Raw genomic sequence first — 23090 nt, forward strand, 5'->3', positions numbered from 1 at the left:
GCTTGCTGTTTGCTGCCTCTGCCCGTGCAAGCGACGCACTGCCGGGCAAAAAAACGCAAATCAGGCCAACTGCTTACGACTAATCAACGGTCCATCAATCTTCTTCGTCGAGCGCTCCAGCACCTCTTCAATCACCGACGACAGCTCATTCAGCTCGAACTTCGCCACGTAGCCATCGGCTTTCACCTTGCGGATATGGTCTTCGTTGGCGTTGCCGGAAAGGGAAGAGTGGATCACCACTGGAATGTCCTTCAGGATGGCGTCGGTTTTGATTTTGCGCGTCAGGGTAAAGCCGTCCATCTCCGGCATCTCGAGGTCGGTCAGGACCAGAGCGATCTTATCGGTGATCGGTACGCCTTCTGCCTGCGCCTGCGCTGCCAGCACGCCAATTTTCTCCCACGCCTCTTTGCCGGTGATATGCATCAGCGCCGGGATCGCCATCGCCTGCAGCCCTTTTTCCAGCATCGAACGCGCCACTTTGGAGTCTTCCGCCACAATCGCCACGGCACCCGGCTTGATATTGAATTGGGTGGTTTTCAGGTCGGTCGTGTGCAGGTCATGATTGGCCGGGGTGATGTCATACAGGATCTGCTCAACGTCCAGTACCATCGCCAGATCGTTGGTATCCGTCTTCTCGTCCAGGCAGGCAATACTGGTGATATAGCGTCCGCTGACGGCGGTTTCAGCCGCATGCACCTGCTTCCAGTCCAGTCGCATAATGTTTTCGACCGACTCGACGGCAAAAGCCTGCACGCTGCGGGCATACTCGGTGATCAGCAGAATGTTAAGACCTGTCGCCGGTTTGCAGCCGGCCACTGCGGCCAGGTCGATAACCGGGATCACCTGGTCACGAATATTGACCATCCCCATCAGGGGTGACTTCATGCCCGCCGGTTTGGTGAACGCTGGCATGGGCACAATCTCGCGAAGCTTAAAGACGTTGATGCCAAACAGCTCAGATTTATTTTCGTTCATCGATGTGCCGAGACGGAACAGCAACAGCTCAAAACGGTTCGACAGAGTAAGATTTGCCCTGTCATCAATGTCTTTCTGGAAATTATCCATTCTACCCTCGAGTGAAAAATACCTGCCTGTTAAGGGTTATCGGCAGACCCGGGGAAAAATAGAGCGTTAAACGCGCACCACGGCAAAATCTTCTGCCAGCTCGCTGTCGGCAAACAGGTCGCGGCACTCGGCCAGCAGCATGGCGCAGCCCCCGGCGTCATAGCGCGAGCTGACGTGGGTAATCACCAGTTTTTTCACCTGCGCTTCGCGGGCAAGCATGGCGGCCTGACGCGTTGAACTGTGGCCGCGGCTGTTAGCTTTCTCCTCCATCGCCGATTCCAGGGTGGCTTCATGCACCAGCAGATCGACGCCCCTGGCCAGCGCGAGGGCGTTCTCACAGGGGGCGGTATCCCCGAAGATAGCCAGTTTCTTGCCCGGGCGGGGCGGGGAGAGATAGTCTGCGCCATCGATCGTCCGGCCATCGTCTAGCGTGATGCGTTCACCGCGCTTGAGTTGCTGGAACAGGGGGCCGAAGGGCACTCCGGCGGCAATCAGCGCCGCGCCATCCAGGGCGCCGGGTTTATCCTGCTCTTCAATGCGATAGCCGTAACACTCCACGGGATGATTCAGCGCGGCCGCGGTCACGGTCCAGGCATCATCGCTGAACACCACTCCTGCGCTTATCTCGACAATCTCGAGCGGATAATCGGTCCAGGAGCCGCTGATGCGCAGGCTGGTTTCGACAAATTCACGGATCCCGGGCGGGCCGTAAATGGTCAGCGGGTGGAGATTGCCCGCCATCGAGCGACTGCACAGCAGCCCCGGTAGACCAAAAAGGTGATCGCCATGCAGGTGGGTAATGAAGATTTTATCCAGCTTGCCGGGATGGCTTGCGGTCTGGAGCAGCTGATGCTGCGTGCCTTCCCCACAGTCAAACATCCACAAGCCACCGCGGGTCGGGTGCTGTAAATCCAGCAAAATTGAGGTGACGTTGCGCGTCCGGGTCGGCACGCCAGCAGATGTTCCTAAAAAAAGCAGCTCCATAATGCACTCAGCCTCTGTGCCAGGGACGAAAAGTCATTAGTATAACGGCTACCGACACGATAAGGAGACCCCCATGATCCAGTGGCAAGATCTGCACCATAGCGAGCTGACCGTTCCCGTGCTTTACGCGCTACTCAAGCTTCGCTGCGAAGTCTTTGTAGTGGAACAAACCTGCCCTTACCAGGATATCGATGGCGACGATCTGGTGGGGGAGAACCGGCACATCCTCGGCTGGAAAGATAACCAACTGGTGGCGTATGCGAGGATTCTGAAAAGCGACGACGATTTTTCTCCCGTTGTGATTGGCCGGGTGATTATCAGCCAGCAGGCGCGGGGCGAAAAGCTCGGATATGCGCTGATGGAGCACACCCTGCATTCCTGTGAAAAACAGTGGCCGAACAAAGCGTTATATCTTGGCGCGCAGGCCCATTTGCAGGCGTTTTATGCCCGTTTTGGCTTTGTGCCCGTGACGGACATTTACGATGAAGATGGCATTCCGCATATCGGGATGGCGAAAGAGGCAGAACAAGCGTAGCAGGCAGAATCGGCAAGGATTGTCTATAGTTAGCGAACTGATGCAACTACAAGGAGAAAACTATGTCCTTCCAATCTTCGGAATCGCACGTTGATGATGATCTGACGCTGTTAAGTGAAACGCTGGAAGAAGTCCTTCGTTCTTCAGGCGATCCGGCCGATCAAAAGTACATTGAGCTAAAGGCGCGTGCTGAACAGGCACTGCATGATGTGAAAACGCGCGTAAGCCATGCGTCGGACACTTACTATTATCGGGCGAAAAAAGCGGTCTATCGTGCGGACGATTATGTCCGTGAAAAACCGTGGCAGGGTATCGGAGTAGGCGCCGCCGCCGGTCTGGTGCTCGGTCTGCTGCTCGCCCGCCGTTAATTCTACACTCACGCTTCTCCCTGCCAAATCGTGGGTACTGCTTTTTCCAGCCAGTACCCCGTATAATGTAAGGTCTTTGAGCTGGGAGAAGTTCGCGTGCACTCGATTTCCACCGCGCTGGCAGGCCTTTGCCACCAGTTAGCAGACGATATTCCTGATGTACCTGGCCTGCATCACCTCGATGTTTCCTTTGCGCTCAACGATGCGTTTGACCCGCTCGCCTGGCTGAATGCCCAGCACTGTTTTCCTCAGTTCTACTGGCAGCAGCGTAACGGTGATGAAGAGTACGCCGCGCTGGGGGCCACAAAACACTTCGCCTCTCTCTCTGATGCCCGTCATTTTTTGCACTGTTATCCGCAATGTCCTGACGTTCGGGTGGTGGGGGTTAACGCCTTCGATCCGCACCAGGGCAATCTGTTCCTGCCGCGTCTGCTGTGGCAGCGCAGCGGCGGAACCGCGACGCTGCGGTTGATACTTTGCAGCGCAACCTCGCTGAAAAACGATGCGCAACACGCGCACGAATTCCTGCGTTCCCTCAGGGACAGCCAGCCCATTAAGGCGCTTAACCAGCCGGTGGTGAGCGAAACCCACCGGCCTGAGAAATCCGGCTGGCTGGCGTTAATCACCCGCGCAACCGACGCCATTGCCCGCGGGGAGTTCGATAAAGTAGTGTTGGCCCGGGCAACGGATCTGCACTTCAACCTGCCGGTCAACCCTGTCGCTCTGATAGCCGCCAGCCGTCGGGTGAATTTCCAGTGCTACCACTTTCTGATGCGCCCTGATGCTACCCGGGCCTTTCTCGGTTCGTCGCCGGAACGGCTGTGGCGGCGGCGTGGAACCCTGCTGCGTACCGAGGCGTTGGCCGGTACGGTCGCCAGTCACCCGGATGATGCCCAGGCCGCCCGCATGGGGGACTGGCTGATGCATGACGATAAAAACCAGCGTGAAAATATGCTGGTGGTCGAGGACATCTGTCAGCGCCTGCAACGTGATGGCGGCGTGCTTGACGTGCTGCCGCCGCAAATTGTGCGCTTGCGTAAGGTGCAGCATTTACGCCGCTGCATCTGGACTGCATTGCAACAGCCGGACGATGAACAGTGCCTGATGCGGCTGCAACCTACCGCCGCCGTCGCCGGTCTGCCGCGCCAAAATGCGTGGGATTTTATCGCCCGCAATGAACCCTTCGATCGGGAGTGGTATGCCGGGTCCGCTGGCTATCTGTCGTTAGCGCAAAGCGAGTTCTGCGTGGCATTGCGTTCGGCCAGAGTGCAGGAGACCTGCGTGCGCTTGTACGCCGGGGCGGGGATCGTCAGCGGTTCCGACCCTGAACAGGAGTGGCAGGAGATTGAAAATAAAGCTGCCGGACTGCGTTCTCTCCTCCTAAAGGATTAATACTGAGTCGTACTTACCCGATTCATATCAAAATTACATCTTTTCCTATTATTTATACTTAGTCGCAATATTGATACCGGACAATTCCATGTCAGTGAGTTCCTTTAACCGGCGCTGGGCGGCGGTGATCCTTGAAGCCCTGACCCGCCATGGCGTCAGGCACATTTGCATCGCACCCGGCTCGCGTTCAACGCCGTTGACCCTGGCTGCCGCAGAGAACCGTGCTTTTATTCATCACACCCATTTTGATGAACGCGGTCTTGGGCATCTGGCGCTGGGGCTGGCCAAAGCCAGTAATACCCCGGTGGCGGTTATTGTAACTTCCGGTACCGCGGTGGCTAACCTCTATCCGGCTCTGATTGAAGCCGGTCTGACCGGCGAAAAGCTGGTGCTGCTAACGGCGGATCGCCCCCCGGAGCTGATCGACTGTGGCGCAAACCAGGCCATTCGTCAGCCGGGTCTCTTCGCCTCACATCCCTCGGAAACGCTATCCCTGCCGCGTCCGACCCGGGATATTCCCGCCCGCTGGCTGGTCTCCACAGTGGATAACGCCATGGGCGCATTGCGCGCGGGGGCGCTGCACATTAACTGTCCGTTTGCCGAGCCGCTGTATGGCGAAATGGATGATACCGATCTTGCCTGGCACCAGGCGCTGGGTGACTGGTGGCAGAGCGATAAACCCTGGCTGCGCGCCCCCGCAGCGCTTTCAAGCCCTGAACAGCGCGACTGGTTCTTCTGGCGGCAAAAACGCGGCGTGGTGCTGGCGGGCAGAATGAGCGCGGCGGAAGGAAAAAAGGTGGCAGAGTGGGCGCAAACCCTGGGCTGGCCGCTGATTGGCGACGTACTCTCCCAGACCGGGCAGCCGCTGCCGTGTGCGGATCTGTGGCTGGGCAATGCGAAGGCCGTTACCGAACTGGAGCAGGCGCAGATTGTGGTCCAGCTGGGCGGCAGTCTGACGGGGAAACGGCTGCTGCAGTGGCAGGCAACCTGCACGCCGGAAGAGTACTGGCTGGTCGATCCGCGGGAAGGGCGGCTGGATCCGGCGCACCATTGCGGTCGTCGGCTGGTCTCGAATGTCGCCGACTGGCTGGAACTGCATCCGGCGGAAAAACGCGGCCCCTGGGCCACGGCGATCCCGGAACTCTCCCGCCAGGCCTGGCAGCTGACAGCGCAACACAGCGAGGCGTTTGGCGAGGCGCAGCTGGCGCACCGTATTCGCCACTATCTGCCCGAGCAGGGGCAGCTGTTTGTCGGCAACAGCCTGGTGGTGCGTCTGATTGATGCCTTTTCCCGCCTGCCGGCAGGCTATCCGGTGTTCAGTAACCGTGGCGCCAGCGGCATTGACGGGCTGATCTCCACCGCAGCCGGGGTCCAGCGTGCCAACGCACGCCCGACGCTGGCGATTGTTGGCGATCTGTCGGCGTTGTACGACCTGAACGCGCTGGCCTTGTTACGTCAGGCTTCGGCGCCCTTTGTACTGCTGGTGATCAACAATAACGGCGGGCAGATTTTCTCCCTGCTGCCGACGCCGCAGAGTGAGCGTGAGCGCTTCTATCTGATGCCGCAAAACGTGCAGTTTGAACACGCGGCAGCCATGTTCAGCCTCCGCTATCAGCGCCCTACAAGCTGGGGGGAGCTGGAGAGCGCCCTGAATACGGCGTGGAGCAAACCTCGCGCCACGCTTATCGAAGTGGTGGTTAACGACAGCGATGGCGCGCAGATGCTGCAAAACCTGCTGGCGCAGGTAAGCCATCTATGATCCTGCAAGGCACGCACTGCACCGACGCGGCAGGAAAACCCTGGCTGGTTTTCCTGCACGGCTTTTCCGGCGATCGCCTTGAATGGCAGTTGCCCGAAGCGTGCCTGGAGGATTACCCCCGCTTATATCTTGATTTGCCGGGACACGGCGAATCGGCGCACGTTGCGGTGCACGATTTCAGCGACATGCATACATTGCTGAATCGCACTCTTCTTAGTTACAACATACTAACGTACTGGCTGGTGGGGTACTCCCTTGGCGGCCGCATTGCGATGTATCACGCCTGCCAGCGCCCTGATGGGCTACAGGGATTGATTGTTGAAGGGGCGCATCCGGGGTTGCGTGATGATGACGAACGGGCAAGACGTCGCGCCTCTGATGCCCAATGGGCTGCGCGTTTTCGCCATGAACCCTTAGAGGCGGTGTTTGCAGACTGGTATCAACAGCCGGTCTTTGCCTCATTAACTGACGCGCAGCGTGGGGCGCTCGTAGCCCTGCGCAGCCGTAACAACGGCGCGACCCTGGCCGCCATGTTGCAGGCGACATCCCTGGCTGAACAACCCGATTTAAGGGCTGCGCTCGCTGAGTGCGCAGTTCCCTTTTTCTATCTGTATGGCGAGCGGGACGACAAGTTCAGGGCGATTGCCCGGGAGCTTCCCGCAATCGGCCATCAAATTTCCCATGCCGGACATAACGCCCATCGGGAAAATCCCGTTGCGGTGGCCGAGCGTCTGGCTCAGATACTCCGTTTATCCATAAAGGACACTCTATGATCTACCCTGATGAAAACATGCTCTACGCACCGGTGGAATGGCAGGACTGCTCCGAAGGTTACACCGACATTCGTTACCATAAATCGGCAGACGGGATCGCCAAAATCACCATCAACCGTCCCGAGGTGCGTAACGCGTTTCGTCCGGTCACCGTTAAAGAGATGATCCAGGCGCTGGCAGATGCCCGTTACGACGACAATATCGGCGTGATTGTCCTTACCGGGGAAGGCGAAAAAGCGTTCTGTTCCGGCGGCGATCAGAAAGTGCGCGGCGATTACGGCGGATACCAGGATGACTCTGGCGTGCACCACCTGAACGTGCTCGACTTCCAGCGCCAGATCCGCACCTGTCCAAAACCGGTTGTTGCGATGGTGGCTGGCTACTCCATCGGTGGCGGTCACGTGCTGCACATGATGTGCGACCTGACAATCGCGGCAGAAAATGCCATCTTCGGCCAGACCGGCCCGAAAGTCGGCTCCTTCGACGGCGGCTGGGGTGCCTCCTACATGGCCCGTATCGTGGGTCAGAAAAAAGCACGCGAGATCTGGTTCCTGTGCCGTCAGTACAATGCCCAGGAAGCGCTGGACATGGGGCTGGTTAACACCGTGGTGCCGATTGCCGATCTGGAAAAAGAGACCGTGCGCTGGTGTCGTGAAATGCTGCAAAACAGCCCGATGGCGCTACGCTGCCTGAAGGCGGCACTGAACGCCGACTGCGATGGTCAGGCCGGGCTGCAGGAGCTGGCGGGCAATGCCACCATGCTGTTCTACATGACCGAAGAGGGTCAGGAAGGGCGTAACGCGTTCAACGAGAAGCGCCAGCCGGACTTCAGCAAATACAAACGGAATCCGTAATGCGCAGCGTACAGATCTACCGCTGGCAGGTACCGATGGACGCGGGTGTGGTTCTGCGCGAACGGCGGTTAAAAACGCGCGACGGTCTGTTCGTTCATCTACAGCAGGGCGATCGGCAAGGGTGGGGCGAAATCTCCCCCCTGCCGGGCTTCAGCCGCGAGTCGCTGGAGGAGGCAGAAGCCTCGCTGCGGGCCTGGTGTCTGGCCTGGCGCGACGGCGCAGATCCGCAGTTGCCCGGTCTGCCTGCGGTGGATTTTGGCATCAGCTGTGCGCTGGCCGAACTGGACGGTACGCTGCCGCAGAAAGCCGATTATCGCGCAGCCCCGCTCTGTACCGGGGATCCTGACGAACTCTTTGCCGTGCTCGCCGCCATGCCGGGCGAAAAAGTGGCGAAGATCAAAGTGGGGCTGTACGAAGCGGTGCGCGACGGCATGGTGGCGAATCTGCTGCTGGAGGCCATCCCGGATCTGCGTCTGCGCCTTGATGCCAACCGTGCCTGGACTCCATTGAAAGCGCAGCAGTTTGCGAAGTACGTTAACCCGGCGTATCGGGATCGTATCGCCTTTCTGGAGGAACCCTGTAAAACGCGCGCGGACTCGCTGGCGTTTGCCCGGGAGACAGGGATTGCCATCGCCTGGGATGAAAGCCTGCGCGAGGATGATTTTGCGTTTGTCGCCGAGCCGGGTGTCAGCGCCGTGGTGATCAAACCGACCCTGACCGGCAGCCTGGAGAAAGTGCGCCAGCAGGTCTCTGCGGCACAGGCGGCAGGCCTGACGGCGGTGATAAGCTCCTCCATTGAATCCAGTCTTGGGCTGACGCAGCTGGCCCGTATCGCAGCCTGGCTGACGCCAGACACTGTCCCGGGCCTGGACACGCTAAACCTGATGCAAGCTCAGCTTATCCGCTCATGGCCTGACAGTACGCTGCCGCAACTCGACGTCGAGGCGCTGGAGCCGCTGCTATGAGTTTTTCCGACTGGCCATGGCGGCACTGGTGCGCGCGGCAGGCTGATAAACCTGCGCTACGCCTGAACGAAGAGACGCTCACCTGGCAACAGCTGTGCGATCGTGTAGATCGCCTGGCGACGGGTTTTCATCGTCAGGGCGTACAGGAAGGTGACGGCGTGATGCTGCTCGCCCACAATCATCCGCACACCCTGCTGGCGTGGCTGGCGCTGCTTCAGTGCGGGGCGCGCATTCTGCCCGTTAACCCTCAGCTGCCGCGTCCGCTGCTGGATGTCTTATTGCCGCAAATGACATTGCGTTTTGCGCTGGTGTTAACCGGCGTGTTCGATGGGCTGCCTGGACTGGCTTTACGCGATGACAAGGGGCACTACAGCGTTGCATGGCAACCAGAACGTCTGGCCTCCATGACGCTTACCTCCGGCTCGACCGGTTTACCCAAAGCGGCGGTGCATACCTGTTCGGCCCACCTTGCCAGCGCGCAGGGCGTTCTGGCCCTCATGCCGTTTAACGGCGACGATGACTGGCTGCTTTCGCTGCCGCTTTTTCATGTCTCCGGGCAGGGCATTTTATGGCGCTGGCTGCATGCGGGCGCGCGCCTGACCGTGCGTGAGAAACAGCCGCTGGAGCAGGCATTGCAGGGCTGTACTCACGCCTCGCTGGTACCAACTCAGCTGTGGCGCCTGATCAATGGAGAGCATCGCGTCGCCCTGAAAGCCGTCCTTCTCGGCGGGGCGGCCATTCCTGTGGCGCTGACGGAGAAGGCACGCGAGCAGGGCATTCGGACCTTCTGCGGTTACGGTCTGACTGAATTTGCCTCCACCGTCTGCGCCAAAGAGGCGGACGGGGAACCGGATGTCGGTGTCCCTTTGCCGGGGCGAGAGATACAGGTCGTCGAGGGGGAAGTCTGGATCAAGGCACGCAGCATGGCTGCGGGTTACTGGCGAGACGGCGCATTGCTCCCGCTGACCAATGCGCAGGGCTGGTTCGCCACCAGCGATCGCGGTGCGTTGTGCGACGGTCGGCTGACTATCCTGGGTCGGATGGATAATCTCTTTTTCAGCGGCGGGGAGGGGATCCAGCCGGAAGAGCTGGAGCGGGTGATCGGCACCCATCCTCAGGTAAACCAGGTGTATGTGGTTCCCTTCGATGATGTCGAGTTTGGTCAACGGCCGGTGGCGGTCGTCGAGTGCGAAGCGGGAACAGATATCGCCCAGCTACCCCACTGGGTGAGCGATAAGCTGGCGCGCTTTCAGCAGCCGGTGCACTGGCTCATGCTCCCGGCTGAACTGAAAAATGGCGGAATTAAAATTGCCCGCCGCGCCCTGCAACAGTGGGTTCATCAGTCGTTACGAGGTTGAATTGCAACTCTTCCCGGTGATCGGCTGCGGGTAAAGGGCAGGGCGCAGGCATTCATCCTGCGATAAAAACGGGAGCCCAGGCTCCCGTTTCGTTTTCAACGTCGCTGCCATTCAACGCATCCGTGCCGTTAAACTGACGTCGCTGGCATCCTCAGGGTAACGCTTTTTCCGAATTTAACATTGTTAAAACCTGTAAGTATCAACTCGTTACAATCTAATTTTTTTATTATCTCGCCTCAGCGTTGATCGCAGGCCGACTCACGTTAAAATCTCGCGGTTTTGAATAATTCTAATCACATTGCGCGGGATCACGACAATGAAAAAAGTGGCATTACTGGGCTTAGGCCTGATGTTTGCGTCAGCAGCGGCAAACGCAATCTCTTTTAACGGCTCGGCGGGTAAGGACTATACCCACCTGGGCTTTGGCCTTGGCACCGAGACGTCCGGTCTGGCGATGACCGGTGGCTGGACCCATAACGACGATGATGGCGATGCCGCCAGTCTCGGTCTCGGTCTGAACGTTCCTCTCGGTCCATTCCTGGCCACCGTCGGCGGAAAAGGGATCTACACCAACCCAAACAACGGCGACGAAGGTTACGCCGCGGCGGTGGGCGGCGGTCTGCAGTGGAAGATTGGCGACAGCTTCGGCCTGTTTGGCGAGTACTATTACTCTCCAGACTCGCTCTCCAGCGGCATCAACAGCTATAAAGAAGCCAACGCCGGTGCGCGCTGGACCATCATGCGTCCAATCACCATTGAAGCCGGTTATCGTTATCTGAACCTGGCCGGTAAAGACGGCAATCGCGATAACGCCCTGGCCGATGGCCCATATGTTGGCGTGAGCGCGGGCTTCTAATCTATTTCGGCGCAGTGCTCTGCTGCGCCAGTTTCTCTTTTCACCCATCACCATTGCGCTATAGTGTTTTGACCATAGAAGTGGGAGAACACAATGATTAACGTGGAAATGTTATCCACTGGCGACGAAGTGCTGCATGGGCAAATTATTGATACCAATGCGGCCTGGCTTGCCGATTTATTCTTTGAGCAGGGATTACCACTCACGCGCCGCAATACGGTGGGCGACAATCTTGAGTCACTGGTGAACATTCTGCGCGAGCGCAGCGAACAGGCTGACGTGCTGATTGTGAATGGCGGACTCGGCCCGACCAGCGACGATCTCAGCGCTCTGGCCGCCGCGACAGCGAAAGGCGAAGGGCTGGTGATGCATGAAGAGTGGCTGGCACAGATGGAGCGCTTTTTCTCCGATCGTGGCCGCGTCATGGCCCCGAGCAACCGCAAACAGGCTGAGATCCCCGCCAGTGCCGAACTGGTTGATAACCCGGTTGGCACCGCCTGCGGGTTTGCCATTCAACTCAACCGCTGCCTGATGTTCTTCACGCCGGGCGTGCCGTCTGAATTCAAAGTGATGGTTGAGCAGCAGATCCTGCCGCGCCTTCGTCAGCGTTTTACCCTGCCGGAGCCGCCGTTGTGTCTGCGCCTGACCACTTTTGGCCGCTCTGAAAGCGATCTGGCCCAGAGTCTGGATCACCTGCAACTCCCGCCGGGCGTGTCGATGGGCTATCGCTCCTCGATGCCGATTATCGAACTTAAGCTCACCGGCCCGGCAACAGAGAAAGCCGCCATGCTGGCGCTGTGGCCGGAAGTGCAGCGTGTCGCGGGTGAAAGCCTGATTTTTGAGGGGACCGAAGGGCTGCCAGCGCAGATCGCCCGTGAGTTGCAGTCCCGCCAGTTGAGCGTGACCCTGAGCGAGCAGTTTACCGGTGGATTGCTGGCATTACAGCTTTCACGCGCCAGCGCGCCGCTGCTGGCCAGTGAAGTGGTGCCGTTCCAGCAGGAAACCCTGGCGCAGACCGCTCGCTGGGCATCAGAACGCAGAGTGAAACATTTTGCCGGACTGGCGCTGGCTATCGGTGGCGTGGATGACGAGCACCTTAACTTTGCGCTGGCGACGCCGGAAGGCACACACGCGCTGCGGGTGAAAATGAGTGTCACCCGTCACAGTGTGGCGGTGCGTCAGGAGGTGTGCGCCATGATGGCGCTCAACATGCTGCGCCGCTGGCTGAACGGGAAAGAGGTCGCCAGCGAACACGGCTGGATCAACGTTGTTGAGTCGGTGTTTGTCGAGTGATGAATCTGCCGGGGCGGACACCCCGGCAACCTCTAGCCCAGCGCCTTTGCCAGTAAGGTAATGGGATGCTCGCAACGTTTGCGGGTGGACATTTCAATCTGCCATTTGCAGGTTTCGCAGTCCGTCACCACGATATCTGCGCCGCTCTCTTCAATCTGACGGAACAGCGGCGCGCCAATCGCCTGCGAGGTGGGGTAGTTTTCTCGCTTAAACCCGTAGGTGCCCGCGATGCCGCAGCAGCGCGAATCCAGCACCGTCAACGTCAGCCCCGGTATCAGCCGTAGCAATTCCAGCGTATACAGCGACCAGCCCATTTTTTCCATATGACAGGGCGTGTGATAAACCACGTTCAATGGCAATGGTTTCAGTGGCAGGGTCTGTCCACTGTCCAGCTTGCGCCACAGGAAGCGAGTCGCCAGTTCAATATGGTCGCGCAGGTCGGTGTTCTCCACATCCAGAAGATGCGGATATTCATCCCGCAGCGTGAAGGTGCAGGTAGACGACGTGGCGAGCACCGGGATCCCTTTTCCGACAATGGCTTCGCGCAAGGCGGCGACATTGCTGATCGCCTGCTTGCGCACTTTATCCGTGAAGCCGTTGGCAATCAGCGGCACACCGCAGCACTTCTCTTTATTCAGTAGCTGTACGCCAGTGCCCATCGCATTCAGGACGTTGAGCAGATCTTTTCCCAACTGAGGGTGATTGTAATTCACGTAGCAGCCGTGGAAGAAAGCCACCTGATCGCTAAACTGCGCCTGTTCCGCCGCCACTGATTTGTACCAGCCGCGAAACGTCCCCTGGGAATATTTCGGCAGACTGCGACGGTGGTCGATTTTCAGGGTGGCATCCAGCAGCTGGCGTACCGGTTTCAGCGAGGTCGCAGCGTTCACCAGCGGAGCGAACGGCGTTGAAACAGTGCCCATAAGGTCGGTATGGCTGAGGATGGCATCACGCAACGTCGGTTTTTGGGTGCTATAACGCGCGCGGGCACGCTGAATGATATCGCCGATTTTGACATCTGACGGGCAAGCCACTTCGCAGCGCTTGCAGTTGATGCAGTATTTCAGTGCTTCATCGAACAGCGCGCCGTCCTTCAGGCGCAGGCGCTCCCCGTCTGGACCGGCCTGCTTCGGCCCCGGGTATTGCGGGTTTACGCCGCTGACCGGGCAGACCGTGGTGCAGACCGTGCATTTAATGCAGCTTTCAAAGCGGGTGTCGTTCATTGTTCGGCCTCCATGCTGTGGATAATCTGCCCGGCGACATGCAGTGCCGTTATCGCGCATACGCCGCCGCCGCAACCCTGGGCAATGGGATCGTAGCCGCCCAGAATCGAGCCGATGGCGTAGAGATTTTCAACGGGTGTACCGGAGAGTTGAGGACGCAGACGTTCATCGACGATCACCCCGAACTGTTGCCAGGGCTGCGGCGTGAAGAAATCACTCTGGTACCAGTCTGCACGCGAGGCGCTTTGACGAACATCCAGCCCGAGGATGGCCTCGCGGATGCCGTCCCGGCTGCTCAACAAGCCGTTGCTGAAGAAACTGCCGCTGGCGAGCACCGTATGGCGGGCGCGCAACGGAATATCGCCGTGGTTACGGGTCCAGATTTCGCTTACCGCGCCCTGCGCCAGCGTGATTTTTTTGACCTCGTCGCCTGCCATCCATACGCCACCCTGGGCAATAAATTGCCGCTGGAGCTGGTTATGCAGACGAATGCCCGGCACCGAAGGGGGAAGCGTCGGCAGTAAACCCAAAGAGCAGGGCAAGCGATCGGACAGCCAGTGCCAGAGGCGATTGTCCGTTAAGCCGAAACAGGCCGGCATAAACAGAGCATCGCAGGTTTCGCCGAGCGGCCGGAGTGCCTCATACAGTTGCGGCCATTTATCTTCATGATCCAGCAGGCGGGCAATATTCACCGCACGAAACTCGCTGGGGTTGTCACGCAGTACGTCGAGTTCAGGAAGGTCGATCTCAGCGGCATCGACGTTAATCCCCCGCTGGCTCAGCGAGGCGGCGGCCAGGTGCGGCTGGAAATCAAGAAAACCGCTGATCCCGACCACCAGCACACGCTTCGCGTCGAAGGGGGCGACGGGAACCTCTTCCGGGCTGAGCCAGGCAGATCGCAGGGTGCCAAGTGGGGTCACACGCTGATGATTTTGCTGCGCGTTGCCCTGTAAGCCCGCGCCGCTGCGTGCCAGCAGCGTTTCCGCTTCCCTGGCGTAGCGTATAACGTTTTCGACGCCCGTAAGGCGGTACGGGTGCGCTGGAGGCAAATCGTCAAAGGCCATCGGCCCTAACAGATCCAGCGAGCCGGACGAGAAATGCAGCGCGCTCTGGCCCCGGGTAACGATGGCGCAGCGAAGCCCGTGCGTCGTGAGTTTGATGCCGCAGAGCAAACCCGCAAGGCAACCGCCGACAATCAGGGTATCAAATTTCATCCTGCGACTCCTTCTCCAGACCACAAAGCCCCTGGTAGACCCAGCGGGTAAACTCGCTTTCACGCAGGGCATCGCCCCAGGCGACAGGCTGAATGCCTTTCCAGCGCTCGTTTAAAAATTCACTCAACTGCGTCAGTGACTGGCTTGAGGTAGTGACATGAAAGCGCTGTAACAGCCCTGCTGCCCGGCAGGCGCACAGTTCACCCTGACAGGTTCCCATGCCGACGCGGGTACGGCGGCGCAAGTCCAGCAGATTGTTCACCGTCAGGTTCTCCACGGCGTATTGAACCTCCCCGGCGGTCACCGCCTCACACTCGCACACCAGGCTGCGGCTAAGCCGCCCTCCGCCAATCCATGCGGGTGTTCTGTCACCGTGACGATAGAGGGCAGAGCCGCGCAGCGGGGCGGGGAGCGAGATGATTTTTTGCAGGGTTTTTTCGGTTGCTTCACGCGAGCCGGGCAGAGGCTTTTCCGCCGTGACGCACGTTTTGGTGTTGCCCAGTTTCCGGCACACGGCATCGGTGGTCCATTGCGCCATCAGGCGATAGGTCATCAGCTTGCCGCCGGTAATGGTGATAAAGCCCTCCATCCCGTCACGTTCGGCGTGATCGAGCAGCACAATGCCGCGGCTAACGTTACGTCCACTCGGATCGTCATCGCTGGCCACCAGCGGGCGAACGCCGGCATACGCCCGCAGAATACGGGTTTGTGCCATGACAGGTGCCAGTTTTTCACCTTCACGCAGCAGGATATCCACCTCGTCAGCCGTCACCCGGTTGGCGTCAATTTCGCTGTAGTCAACGTGGGTTGAGGTGGTGCCAATCAATGAAATGGTATCCCCCGGCACCAGGATATCGGCATCAGAGGGTTTACGGCAGCGGTTAATGACGTGGTTGTTGATGCGGTGATCGAGGATCAGCAGGGAACCTTTTGCCGGAAACATACGAACGGAGAGGTCGGCATATTCCGCGATGCGCTGACCCCAGATCCCCGCCGCGTTCACCACGACGGCGGCAAACAGGTCGCTGTGCTCTTTGTATTGCGTATCAAATACCCGCACGCCGCGAACGGTGTTGCCTTCGCGGATTAGCCCGGTGACCTCATGCCCGGTCAGGATACGCGCGCCGTGCTCGCGGGCGTCCAGCATATTGGCGGCCGTCAGCCGGAAGGGATCCACCGTGCCGTCCGGGACCGTAACTGCGCCGATCAGGGCAGGGTTTACGGCGGGTTCTATACGGCGGGCCTGCGCAGGGTCAATCGCTTCAGCAGCGATCCCGGCTGCGGTACAGGCGGAAATAAAGGTTTGTTGAAACGAAAGATCATCTTCAGGCAGCGTGATAAACAGACCATTGGTTGGTTCAACGCAGTGACGGGCGATGCGCCTGAGGATCTGGTTTTCAGCAATACACTCCCGTGCGGATTCCGCATCCGTGACCGCATAGCGCGCGCCGCTGTGGAGCAGGCCGTGATTACGCCCGGTTGCCCCTGTCGCGATATCATGGCGTTCAAGAAGTGTAACGCTTAAGCCCCGCAGCGCACAGTCCCGGGCAATCCCCGCCCCGGTTGCGCCACCGCCGATGATTATCACATCGCTGTAACGAGGATCCTGAAGTGTCATCGTCTTTCCTCTGTGTTCGTTTTTCTATCATTTAGCCACATGAAAGTTGTGGTTTGTTTGATTTCGAACATAAACGCGCCTGATACGAAAATGAAACGCCATTCCATGCGTCTTTATGCGCATTCTGTCATATTTCTGTAACAATCTGTGCGTTGATTCACAGTAACAATCGCTGTGATTTCTTAACATCCCCGCCTCTGGAATCAGGTGCGAGCCACCTGCTCACTTTCTCTAAGGCCACGGAGGCTGTCATGCTCAGTATCTTTAAACCTGCGCCGCATCAGGCGCGTCTGCCAGAGGCAGAAATAGATCCGCTTTATCGCCGCCTGCGCTGGCAAATCTTCCTGGGGATTTTCTTCGGGTATGCGGCTTATTACCTGGTGCGTAAGAACTTTGCGCTTGCCATGCCCTATCTGGTGGAGCAGGGCTTTTCGCGCGGCGATCTGGGGTTCGCGTTGTCCGGGATCTCAATCGCTTACGGTTTTTCCAAGTTCATCATGGGGTCAGTGTCGGATCGTTCGAATCCGCGCGTGTTCCTGCCTGCCGGGCTGATTCTGGCGGCAGCGGTGATGCTCTTTATGGGCTTCGTTCCCTGGGCGACCTCCAGTATTGCGGTCATGTTTGTGCTGCTGTTCCTCTGCGGCTGGTTCCAGGGGATGGGCTGGCCGCCGTGTGGACGCACCATGGTGCACTGGTGGTCGCAGAAAGAGCGTGGCGGCATCGTGTCGGTGTGGAACTGCGCGCATAACGTCGGCGGCGGTATTCCACCTCTGCTGTTCCTGCTCGGTATGGCCTGGTTCAACGACTGGAAAGCGGCGCTCTATATGCCCGCCTTTGGCGCCATCGTGGTGGCGATTATCGCTTTTGCCCTGATGCGTGATACGCCGCAGTCCTGTGGCCTGCCGCCGATCGAAGAGTACAAAAACGACTATCCCGATGATTACAGCGAGCAGCACGAAGAAGAGCTGTCGGCAAAACAGATCTTCATGAAATATGTGCTGCCAAACAAACTGCTGTGGTACATCGCGGTGGCAAACGTGTTTGTTTATCTGCTGCGCTACGGCATTCTGGACTGGTCGCCAACCTATCTGAAAGAGGTGAAGCACTTCGCGCTGGATAAATCTTCCTGGGCCTACTTCCTGTATGAGTATGCGGGGATCCCGGGCACGCTTCTATGCGGCTGGATGTCGGACAAAGTCTTCCGGGGCAACCGTGGTGCGACAGGCGTCTTCTTTATGACTCTGGTGACCATTGCGACCATCGTTTACTGGCTCAACCCGCCGGGTAATCCATCCGTAGACATGGCGTGCATGATCGTCATCGGCTTCCTGATCTATGGCCCGGTAATGCTGATTGGCCTGCACGCCCTGGAGTTGGCACCGAAAAAAGCGGCAGGGACAGCGGCGGGCTTTACCGGTCTGTTTGGTTATCTGGGCGGTTCGGTCGCGGCCAGCGCCATTGTTGGCTATACCGTTGACTTCTTCGGCTGGGACGGCGGGTTTATGGTGATGATTGGCGGGAGCGTCCTGGCGGTACTGCTGCTGATTGTGGTCATGATCGGGGAAAAACGTCACCACGCTGAAGTGCTGGCACGTCGTCAATAAGGAGAGGGGCTTTGAAACTGACTCAATTAGCGACTGGCCTGCTGCTGGCGGGGCTGATGACCGGCTCCGCGCTGGCGGCCGATAAAATTGTTATCGCCCACCGTGGCGCGAGCGGTTATTTGCCGGAGCACACGCTTCCGGCAAAAGCGATGGCCTATGCACAGGGCGCGGACTATCTGGAGCAGGATCTGGTGATGACGAAGGACGACCAACTGGTTGTCCTGCATGATCATTATCTGGATCGCGTGACGGATGTGGCGGAACGTTTCCCGGACCGCGCCCGTAAAGATGGCCGTTATTACGCCATCGACTTTACGCTGGCAGAAATCCGCTCGCTGAAATTTACCGAAGGCTTTGAGATCGAAAACGGCAAGAAGGTGCAGGTCTATCCGGGGCGCTTCCCGATGGGCAAATCTGACTTCCGCATTCACACTTTCGAAGAGGAAATAGAGTTTGTTCAGGGGCTGAACCACTCCACCGGTAAAAACATCGGTATCTACCCGGAAATCAAAGCGCCGTGGTTCCACCATCAGGAAGGCAAAGATATTGCGGCGAAAACGCTGGCAGTGCTAAAGGAGTATGGCTACACCCGCAAAGAGGACAAGGTGTATCTCCAGTGTTTTGATGCCGCTGAACTGAAACGCATCAAAACCGAGCTGGAGCCGAAGATGGGGATGGACCTCAATCTGGTGCAACTGATTGCCTACACCGACTGGAATGAAACCCAGGAGAAACAGCCTGACGGCAAGTGGATCAACTACAGCTACGACTGGATGTTTAAACCGGGAGCAATGCAGCAAATTGCGCAGTACGCCGATGGTATTGGGCCGGATTACCACATGCTGGTGGCGGACGGCTCAACGCCGGGTCACGTTAAGCTGACGGCGATGGTAAAAGACGCCCATGCCAGCAAGCTGCAGGTGCACCCGTACACGGTGCGTGCAGACCAGTTGCCGGACTATGCGACGGACGTGAATCAGCTTTACGACGTGCTGTATAACCAGGCGGGTGTGGACGGGCTGTTTACGGACTTCCCGGATAAGGCGGTCGAGTTTATTCAGCGGAAGTAGATTTGGTTGGTCGGGTAAGACGAAGACATCACCTTAACCCTCTCCCACGGGAGAGGGGATAAGGGCGCTTACATTTCGATTTCGATATCCCCTTTTGCCCGGCAGCAGCAAGGCAAAATTTCCCCTTCGTTAATGAAGGCCAGCGGCTCGGTGATCCAGTCGACCTGGCCTATCACCAGACGGCAGCGGCAGGAGCCGCAGTAACCTTCACGGCACTGGTATTCAACTTCAATCTGGTGAGATTCCAGCGCAACGAGCAGGGAAGGGTGCTCTTCCTGGCACAGGAGCTCTGTGCCAGAAAGACGAAGCGTCACGCGGCTCATCAGAGCTGGAAATCGCTCAAATCGTCAGTGTTGACTTCGGAGTCAATCTGACCGACGAGGTAGGAACTTACTTCCACTTCCTGCGGCGCCACCTGCACGTTATCGGAAACCAGCCAGGTGTTGATCCACGGGATCGGGTTGGAGCGGGTCTGGAACGGCAGATCGAGACCAACCGCCTGCATACGGATGTTGGTGATGTACTCCACGTACTGGCAGAGAATATCTTTGTTCAGGCCGATCATGGAGCCGCCCTGGAACAGGTATTCCGCCCACTCTTTCTCCTGCTGCGCCGCCTGAACAAACAGGTCGTAACTTTCCTGTTTGCACTCTTCTGCAATTTCGGCCATCTCGGGATCGTCCACGCCGCTGCGCAGCAGGTTCAGCATATGCTGGGTGCCGGTCAGGTGCAGGGCTTCATCGCGGGCGATCAGGCGGATGATTTTGGCGTTGCCTTCCATCAACTCGCGTTCTGCGAAGGCGAAGGAGCAGGCAAAACTGACGTAGAAGCGGATCGCTTCCAGCGCGTTCACGCTCATCAGGCACAGGTAGAGCTTTTTCTTCAGCTCACGCAGGTTCACGGTCACGGTTTTGCCGTTCACGGTGTGCGTGCCTTCACCCAGCAGATGCCAGTAGCTGGTCATCTCGATCAGGTCGTCATAGAAGTGAGAAATGCCTTCGGCGCGCTTCAGGATCTGATCGTTGGTGACGATATCATCGAACACAATCGCCGGATCGTTGACGATGTTACGAATGATATGGGTATAAGAGCGGGAGTGGATCGTCTCGGAGAACGCCCAGGTCTCAACCCAGGTTTCCAGCTCCGGGATAGAGATCAGCGGCAGCAGCGCCACGTTCGGGCTACGGCCCTGGATGGAGTCCAGCAGCGTCTGATACTTCAGGTTGCTAAGGAAGATGTGCTTTTCGTGTTCCGGCAGAGCCTGGAAATCGATACGGTCGCGGGAAACGTCAACCTCTTCCGGGCGCCAGAAGAAGGAGAGTTGCTTTTCAATCAGCTTTTCGAAGATGTCATATTTTTGCTGATCGTAGCGTGCCACGTTGACCGGCTGGCCGAAGAACATCGGCTCTTTGAGCTGGTCGTTTTTCGTCTGTGAAAAGGTGGTGTATGCCATGAGTGTGTCCTGTTGAGATTGTACTGCCCGGCGGGCCGGGCCTACAAAAACGTAGGCCGGGTAAGCGTTACGCTACCCGGCAAAATTACTTAGATCTTACATGCGCCGCTTTCGCAGCCATCATCCTGAATGGACGGGACCAGATCGTCCTGCGCATCTTCCGCACCGTCACGGGTGTTTTGATAGTACAGGGTTTTCACGCCAAATTTATAGGCGGTAAGCAGGTCTTTCAGCAGCTGCTGCATCGGTACTTTCCCTGACGGGAAGCGTGACGGATCGTAGTTGGTGTTCGCAGAGATCGACTGGTCGATAAACTTCTGCATGATGCCCACCAGTTGCAGGTAGCCGTCGTTGTTTGGCATTTCCCACAGCAGCTCGTAGTTGTTTTTCAGCAGCTCGTAGTCTGGCACCACCTGGCGCAGGATCCCGTCTTTCGACGCTTTGATGCTCACGTGACCGCGCGGCGGCTCGATGCCGTTGGTGGCGTTGGAGATCTGCGAGGAGGTCTCGGACGGCATCAGGGCAGAGAGCGTAGAGTTACGCAGGCCGTGGGTTTTAATCGACTCGCGCAGGCCTTCCCAGTCGAGGTGCAGCGGCTCGCTGACGATCCCGTCCAGATCTTTCTTGTAGGTATCGATCGGCAGAATGCCTTTGGCGTAGGTGGTTTCGTTGAACCACGGGCAGGCGCCTTGTTCGATGGCCAGTTCGTTAGAGGCTTTCAGCAGGTAGTACTGAATGGCTTCGAAGGTCTGGTGCGTCAGGTTATTGGCGCTGCCGTCGGAGTAACGTTTGCCGTTTTTCGCCAGCCAGTAAGCGTAGTTGATCACGCCAATACCGAGAGTACGACGACCCATTGCACCGCGTTTTGCCGCCGGGATTGGGTAATCCTGGTAGTCCAGCAGGGCATCCAGCGCGCGAACCGCCAGCACTGCCAGCTCTTCCAGCTCGTCCAGGCTATTAATCGCACCCAGGTTGAACGCAGAGAGCGTACACAGGGCGATCTCGCCGTTTTCGTCGTTCACATCTTCCAGCGGTTTGGTCGGCAGGGCGATCTCCAGGCACAGGTTAGACTGGCGCACTGGTGCAACGACCGGATCGAACGGGCTGTGGGTGTTGCAGTGGTCAACGTTCTGGATGTAGATACGGCCCGTGGAAGCACGTTCCTGCATCATCAGGGAGAACAGTTCAACCGCTTTCACACGCTGCTTACGGATGCTGTCGTCGTTTTCATACTGAACGTACAGGCGCTCGAACTCATCCTGATCGGCAAAGAAGGCGTCGTACAGGCCCGGGACGTCGGATGGGCTGAACAGGGTGATGTCGCCGCCTTTCAGCAGACGGGTGTACATCAGCTTGTTGATCTGAACGCCGTAATCCATGTGACGTACGCGGTTACCTTCCACGCCACGGTTGTTTTTCAGTACCAGCAGGCTTTCGACTTCCAGATGCCACATCGGGTAGAACAGGGTGGCTGCGCCACCGCGTACGCCGCCCTGAGAGCAGGATTTCACCGCAGTCTGGAAGTGTTTGTAGAACGGAATACAGCCGGTGTGGAACGCTTCACCGCCGCGAATTGGGCTGCCCAGCGCACGGATGCGACCGGCGTTAATACCGATACCGGCGCGTTGGGAAACGTATTTCACAATGGCGCTGGAGGTGGCGTTAATGGAGTCCAGGCTATCGCCACACTCGATCAGTACGCAGGAGCTGAACTGACGGGTAGGGGTGCGCACGCCGGACATGATCGGCGTCGGCAGAGAAATCTTGAAGGTGGAAACCGCATCGTAGAAACGCTTCACGTATTCCAGACGGGTAGCACGCGGATAGTTAGAGAACAGGCAGGCGGCCACCAGAATGTAGAGGAACTGGGCGCTCTCGTAGATTTCGCCGGTCACACGGTTCTGGACCAGGTATTTCCCTTCCAGCTGCTTCACCGCGGCGTAGGAGAAGTTCATATCACGCCAGTGATCGATAAACCCGTCCATCTGCTTGAACTCTTCTTCCGTGTAGTCTTCCAGCAGATGCGTGTCGTATTTGCCCAGCTCTACCATCTTCACCACATGATCGAACAACGCTGGCGGCTCAAACTGGCCGTAGGCTTTTTTACGCAGGTGGAAAATGGCCAGACGGGCTGCGAGGTACTGATAATCCGGTGCTTCACGGGAGATCAGATCCGCCGCGGCTTTGATAATGGTTTCGTGGATATCAGACGTTTTGATGCCGTCATAGAACTGGATATGGGAGCGCAGTTCCACCTGAGAAATGGATACGTTATTCAGTCCTTCTGCTGCCCAGTCGAGAACACGATGGATTTTGTCCAGATTGATACGCTCGGTAGCACCGTCGCGCTTTGTCACCAGCAGACTCTGATTCATGTGGGTTTTTACCTGTCCGTGAAAAAAGAAAATATCCCCCGCTTATCCACAGACCTCTGTGGATAAATACTACATATAGGGGTTTTACGATAAGGATAACGCAAGATGGTGAGTATTCTAGTAAGGATTCTTTTCAGTACAAGAGTTGATTTTGAGGTTAAATTGAGGTTGTGAAAGAGTAAAAAAGCGTAAGTCCTCGTACCGTAAGGCCTGGACGTGATGTCAATAATGTAGAAAAAAAAATGAAAAATTGATCGACTGCTGATTTCTTCAACGGGTGGTCAAAAATGCGCAACAAACTGCTGCGCATTCTTAGAAAAAGAGTAGATAA

20 protein-coding genes are annotated in these 23090 nt (G+C 57.8%); 12 read left to right on the plus strand and 8 right to left on the minus strand.

Annotation, left to right across the window (positions count from 1 at the left end; all coding sequences use genetic code 11):
- Positions 1-60: 60 nt before the first annotated feature.
- Both C3F35_RS19030 and rnz read right to left on the minus strand, forming a co-directional pair.
- Positions 61-1065, minus strand: a complete 1005-nt coding sequence (locus tag C3F35_RS19030) for a chemotaxis protein (protein WP_032612759.1) — start codon at positions 1063-1065, stop codon at positions 61-63.
- Positions 1066-1131: 66 nt separating this feature from the next.
- Positions 1132-2049: a ribonuclease Z gene (rnz, locus tag C3F35_RS19035; protein ID WP_103792204.1), complete on the minus strand. Its 918-nt coding sequence runs from the start codon at positions 2047-2049 to the stop codon at positions 1132-1134.
- Between the two features lie 73 nt (positions 2050-2122).
- Here rnz and C3F35_RS19040 point away from each other — a divergent pair, with 73 nt between their 5' ends.
- The 10 genes from C3F35_RS19040 (at position 2123) to C3F35_RS19085 (ending at position 12202) form a co-directional block, all read left to right on the plus strand.
- Positions 2123-2584, plus strand: a complete 462-nt coding sequence (locus tag C3F35_RS19040) for a GNAT family N-acetyltransferase (RefSeq protein ID WP_103792203.1) — start codon at positions 2123-2125, stop codon at positions 2582-2584.
- Positions 2585-2646: 62 nt separating this feature from the next.
- Positions 2647-2952 carry a stress response protein ElaB gene (gene elaB, locus C3F35_RS19045; RefSeq protein ID WP_032612753.1) on the plus strand — a complete coding sequence of 102 codons (306 nt, stop codon included), beginning with the start codon at positions 2647-2649 and terminating at the stop codon, positions 2950-2952.
- A gap of 96 nt (positions 2953-3048) precedes the next feature.
- On the plus strand, positions 3049-4344 hold the full coding sequence (menF, locus tag C3F35_RS19050; RefSeq protein WP_103792202.1) for an isochorismate synthase MenF: 1296 nt from the start codon (positions 3049-3051) through the stop codon (positions 4342-4344).
- 88 nt (positions 4345-4432) lie between these two features.
- Complete coding sequence (gene menD, locus C3F35_RS19055; protein WP_103792201.1) at positions 4433-6103, plus strand: 2-succinyl-5-enolpyruvyl-6-hydroxy-3-cyclohexene-1-carboxylic-acid synthase; 1671 nt, start codon at positions 4433-4435, stop codon at positions 6101-6103.
- Positions 6100-6876 carry a 2-succinyl-6-hydroxy-2,4-cyclohexadiene-1-carboxylate synthase gene (gene menH / locus C3F35_RS19060; protein ID WP_103792200.1) on the plus strand — a complete coding sequence of 259 codons (777 nt, stop codon included), beginning with the start codon at positions 6100-6102 and terminating at the stop codon, positions 6874-6876. The genes menD and menH overlap by 4 nt, the downstream gene beginning before the upstream one ends.
- Positions 6873-7730: a 1,4-dihydroxy-2-naphthoyl-CoA synthase gene (gene menB, locus C3F35_RS19065; RefSeq protein ID WP_059307480.1), complete on the plus strand. Its 858-nt coding sequence runs from the start codon at positions 6873-6875 to the stop codon at positions 7728-7730. The genes menH and menB overlap by 4 nt, the downstream gene beginning before the upstream one ends.
- On the plus strand, positions 7730-8695 hold the full coding sequence (gene menC / locus C3F35_RS19070; RefSeq protein ID WP_103792199.1) for an o-succinylbenzoate synthase: 966 nt from the start codon (positions 7730-7732) through the stop codon (positions 8693-8695). The genes menB and menC overlap by 1 nt, the downstream gene beginning before the upstream one ends.
- Positions 8692-10053, plus strand: a complete 1362-nt coding sequence (menE, locus tag C3F35_RS19075; protein ID WP_103792198.1) for an o-succinylbenzoate--CoA ligase — start codon at positions 8692-8694, stop codon at positions 10051-10053. The genes menC and menE overlap by 4 nt, the downstream gene beginning before the upstream one ends.
- Positions 10054-10369: 316 nt before the next feature.
- The gene (locus C3F35_RS19080; RefSeq protein ID WP_032612739.1) at positions 10370-10909 is read left to right on the plus strand and encodes a YfaZ family outer membrane protein; all 540 of its coding nucleotides are present in this window, start codon (positions 10370-10372) and stop codon (positions 10907-10909) included.
- A 93-nt stretch (positions 10910-11002) separates the two neighbouring features.
- Entirely contained in the window at positions 11003-12202 is a 1200-nt protein-coding gene (locus C3F35_RS19085; RefSeq protein ID WP_059307483.1) for a nicotinamide mononucleotide deamidase-related protein YfaY, read from the plus strand.
- A gap of 32 nt (positions 12203-12234) precedes the next feature.
- Here the strand turns inward: C3F35_RS19085 and glpC are convergent, their stop codons facing one another.
- Genes glpC through glpA form a run of 3 tightly spaced genes read right to left on the minus strand, consistent with a single transcriptional unit; the run spans position 12235 to position 16257 of the window.
- Complete coding sequence (gene glpC / locus C3F35_RS19090) at positions 12235-13425, minus strand: anaerobic glycerol-3-phosphate dehydrogenase subunit GlpC (protein ID WP_077227418.1); 1191 nt, start codon at positions 13423-13425, stop codon at positions 12235-12237.
- Complete coding sequence (gene glpB / locus C3F35_RS19095; RefSeq protein ID WP_103792197.1) at positions 13422-14639, minus strand: glycerol-3-phosphate dehydrogenase subunit GlpB; 1218 nt, start codon at positions 14637-14639, stop codon at positions 13422-13424. Before glpB ends, glpC begins: the two co-directional genes overlap by 4 nt.
- Entirely contained in the window at positions 14629-16257 is a 1629-nt protein-coding gene (gene glpA, locus C3F35_RS19100; RefSeq protein WP_077227417.1) for an anaerobic glycerol-3-phosphate dehydrogenase subunit A, read from the minus strand. The genes glpB and glpA overlap by 11 nt, the downstream gene beginning before the upstream one ends.
- Before the next feature lie 251 nt (positions 16258-16508).
- On the opposite strand from glpA, the gene glpT reads away from it, so the two are divergent.
- Positions 16509-17861: a glycerol-3-phosphate transporter gene (glpT, locus tag C3F35_RS19105; RefSeq protein WP_032612729.1), complete on the plus strand. Its 1353-nt coding sequence runs from the start codon at positions 16509-16511 to the stop codon at positions 17859-17861.
- Positions 17862-17872: 11 nt separating this feature from the next.
- Positions 17873-18931: a glycerophosphodiester phosphodiesterase gene (gene glpQ, locus C3F35_RS19110; RefSeq protein WP_032612727.1), complete on the plus strand. Its 1059-nt coding sequence runs from the start codon at positions 17873-17875 to the stop codon at positions 18929-18931.
- A gap of 68 nt (positions 18932-18999) precedes the next feature.
- On the opposite strand, the gene yfaE is transcribed toward glpQ, so the two are convergent.
- The 3 genes from yfaE to nrdA all read right to left on the minus strand — a co-directional run bounded on the left by yfaE (position 19000) and on the right by nrdA (position 22759).
- Positions 19000-19254, minus strand: coding sequence for a class I ribonucleotide reductase maintenance protein YfaE (gene yfaE / locus C3F35_RS19115; RefSeq protein ID WP_032612725.1), 255 nt, complete (start codon positions 19252-19254; stop codon positions 19000-19002).
- Complete coding sequence (gene nrdB / locus C3F35_RS19120) at positions 19254-20384, minus strand: class Ia ribonucleoside-diphosphate reductase subunit beta (protein WP_032612723.1); 1131 nt, start codon at positions 20382-20384, stop codon at positions 19254-19256. The genes yfaE and nrdB overlap by 1 nt, the downstream gene beginning before the upstream one ends.
- An 89-nt stretch (positions 20385-20473) precedes the next feature.
- Positions 20474-22759, minus strand: a complete 2286-nt coding sequence (gene nrdA, locus C3F35_RS19125) for a class 1a ribonucleoside-diphosphate reductase subunit alpha (RefSeq protein WP_032612721.1) — start codon at positions 22757-22759, stop codon at positions 20474-20476.
- Positions 22760-23090 lie beyond the last annotated feature (331 nt).

Origin of the sequence: Leclercia sp. LSNIH3 (assembly GCF_002935105.1) — a bacterium.
In the GTDB taxonomy this organism is placed as follows: Bacteria; Pseudomonadota; Gammaproteobacteria; order Enterobacterales; family Enterobacteriaceae; genus Enterobacter; species Enterobacter adecarboxylatus.

Bases quoted from the DNA above. Each gene is read 5' to 3' on its own strand.
- nrdB (WP_032612723.1), bottom strand. From the start codon at position 20,384: ATGGCATACACCACCTTTTCACAGACGAAAAACGACCAGCTCAAAGAG.
- menD (WP_103792201.1), top strand. From the start codon at position 4,433: ATGTCAGTGAGTTCCTTTAACCGGCGCTGGGCGGCGGTGATCCTTGAA.
- nrdA (WP_032612721.1), bottom strand. From the start codon at position 22,759: ATGAATCAGAGTCTGCTGGTGACAAAGCGCGACGGTGCTACCGAGCGT.
- glpT (WP_032612729.1), top strand. From the start codon at position 16,509: ATGCTCAGTATCTTTAAACCTGCGCCGCATCAGGCGCGTCTGCCAGAG.
- C3F35_RS19085 (WP_059307483.1), top strand. From the start codon at position 11,003: ATGATTAACGTGGAAATGTTATCCACTGGCGACGAAGTGCTGCATGGG.
- glpC (WP_077227418.1), bottom strand. From the start codon at position 13,425: ATGAACGACACCCGCTTTGAAAGCTGCATTAAATGCACGGTCTGCACC.
- glpB (WP_103792197.1), bottom strand. From the start codon at position 14,639: ATGAAATTTGATACCCTGATTGTCGGCGGTTGCCTTGCGGGTTTGCTC.
- menH (WP_103792200.1), top strand. From the start codon at position 6,100: ATGATCCTGCAAGGCACGCACTGCACCGACGCGGCAGGAAAACCCTGG.
- C3F35_RS19080 (WP_032612739.1), top strand. From the start codon at position 10,370: ATGAAAAAAGTGGCATTACTGGGCTTAGGCCTGATGTTTGCGTCAGCA.
- menC (WP_103792199.1), top strand. From the start codon at position 7,730: ATGCGCAGCGTACAGATCTACCGCTGGCAGGTACCGATGGACGCGGGT.
- menE (WP_103792198.1), top strand. From the start codon at position 8,692: ATGAGTTTTTCCGACTGGCCATGGCGGCACTGGTGCGCGCGGCAGGCT.
- elaB (WP_032612753.1), top strand. From the start codon at position 2,647: ATGTCCTTCCAATCTTCGGAATCGCACGTTGATGATGATCTGACGCTG.
- glpA (WP_077227417.1), bottom strand. From the start codon at position 16,257: ATGACACTTCAGGATCCTCGTTACAGCGATGTGATAATCATCGGCGGT.
- C3F35_RS19040 (WP_103792203.1), top strand. From the start codon at position 2,123: ATGATCCAGTGGCAAGATCTGCACCATAGCGAGCTGACCGTTCCCGTG.
- yfaE (WP_032612725.1), bottom strand. From the start codon at position 19,254: ATGAGCCGCGTGACGCTTCGTCTTTCTGGCACAGAGCTCCTGTGCCAG.
- rnz (WP_103792204.1), bottom strand. From the start codon at position 2,049: ATGGAGCTGCTTTTTTTAGGAACATCTGCTGGCGTGCCGACCCGGACG.
- C3F35_RS19030 (WP_032612759.1), bottom strand. From the start codon at position 1,065: ATGGATAATTTCCAGAAAGACATTGATGACAGGGCAAATCTTACTCTG.
- menB (WP_059307480.1), top strand. From the start codon at position 6,873: ATGATCTACCCTGATGAAAACATGCTCTACGCACCGGTGGAATGGCAG.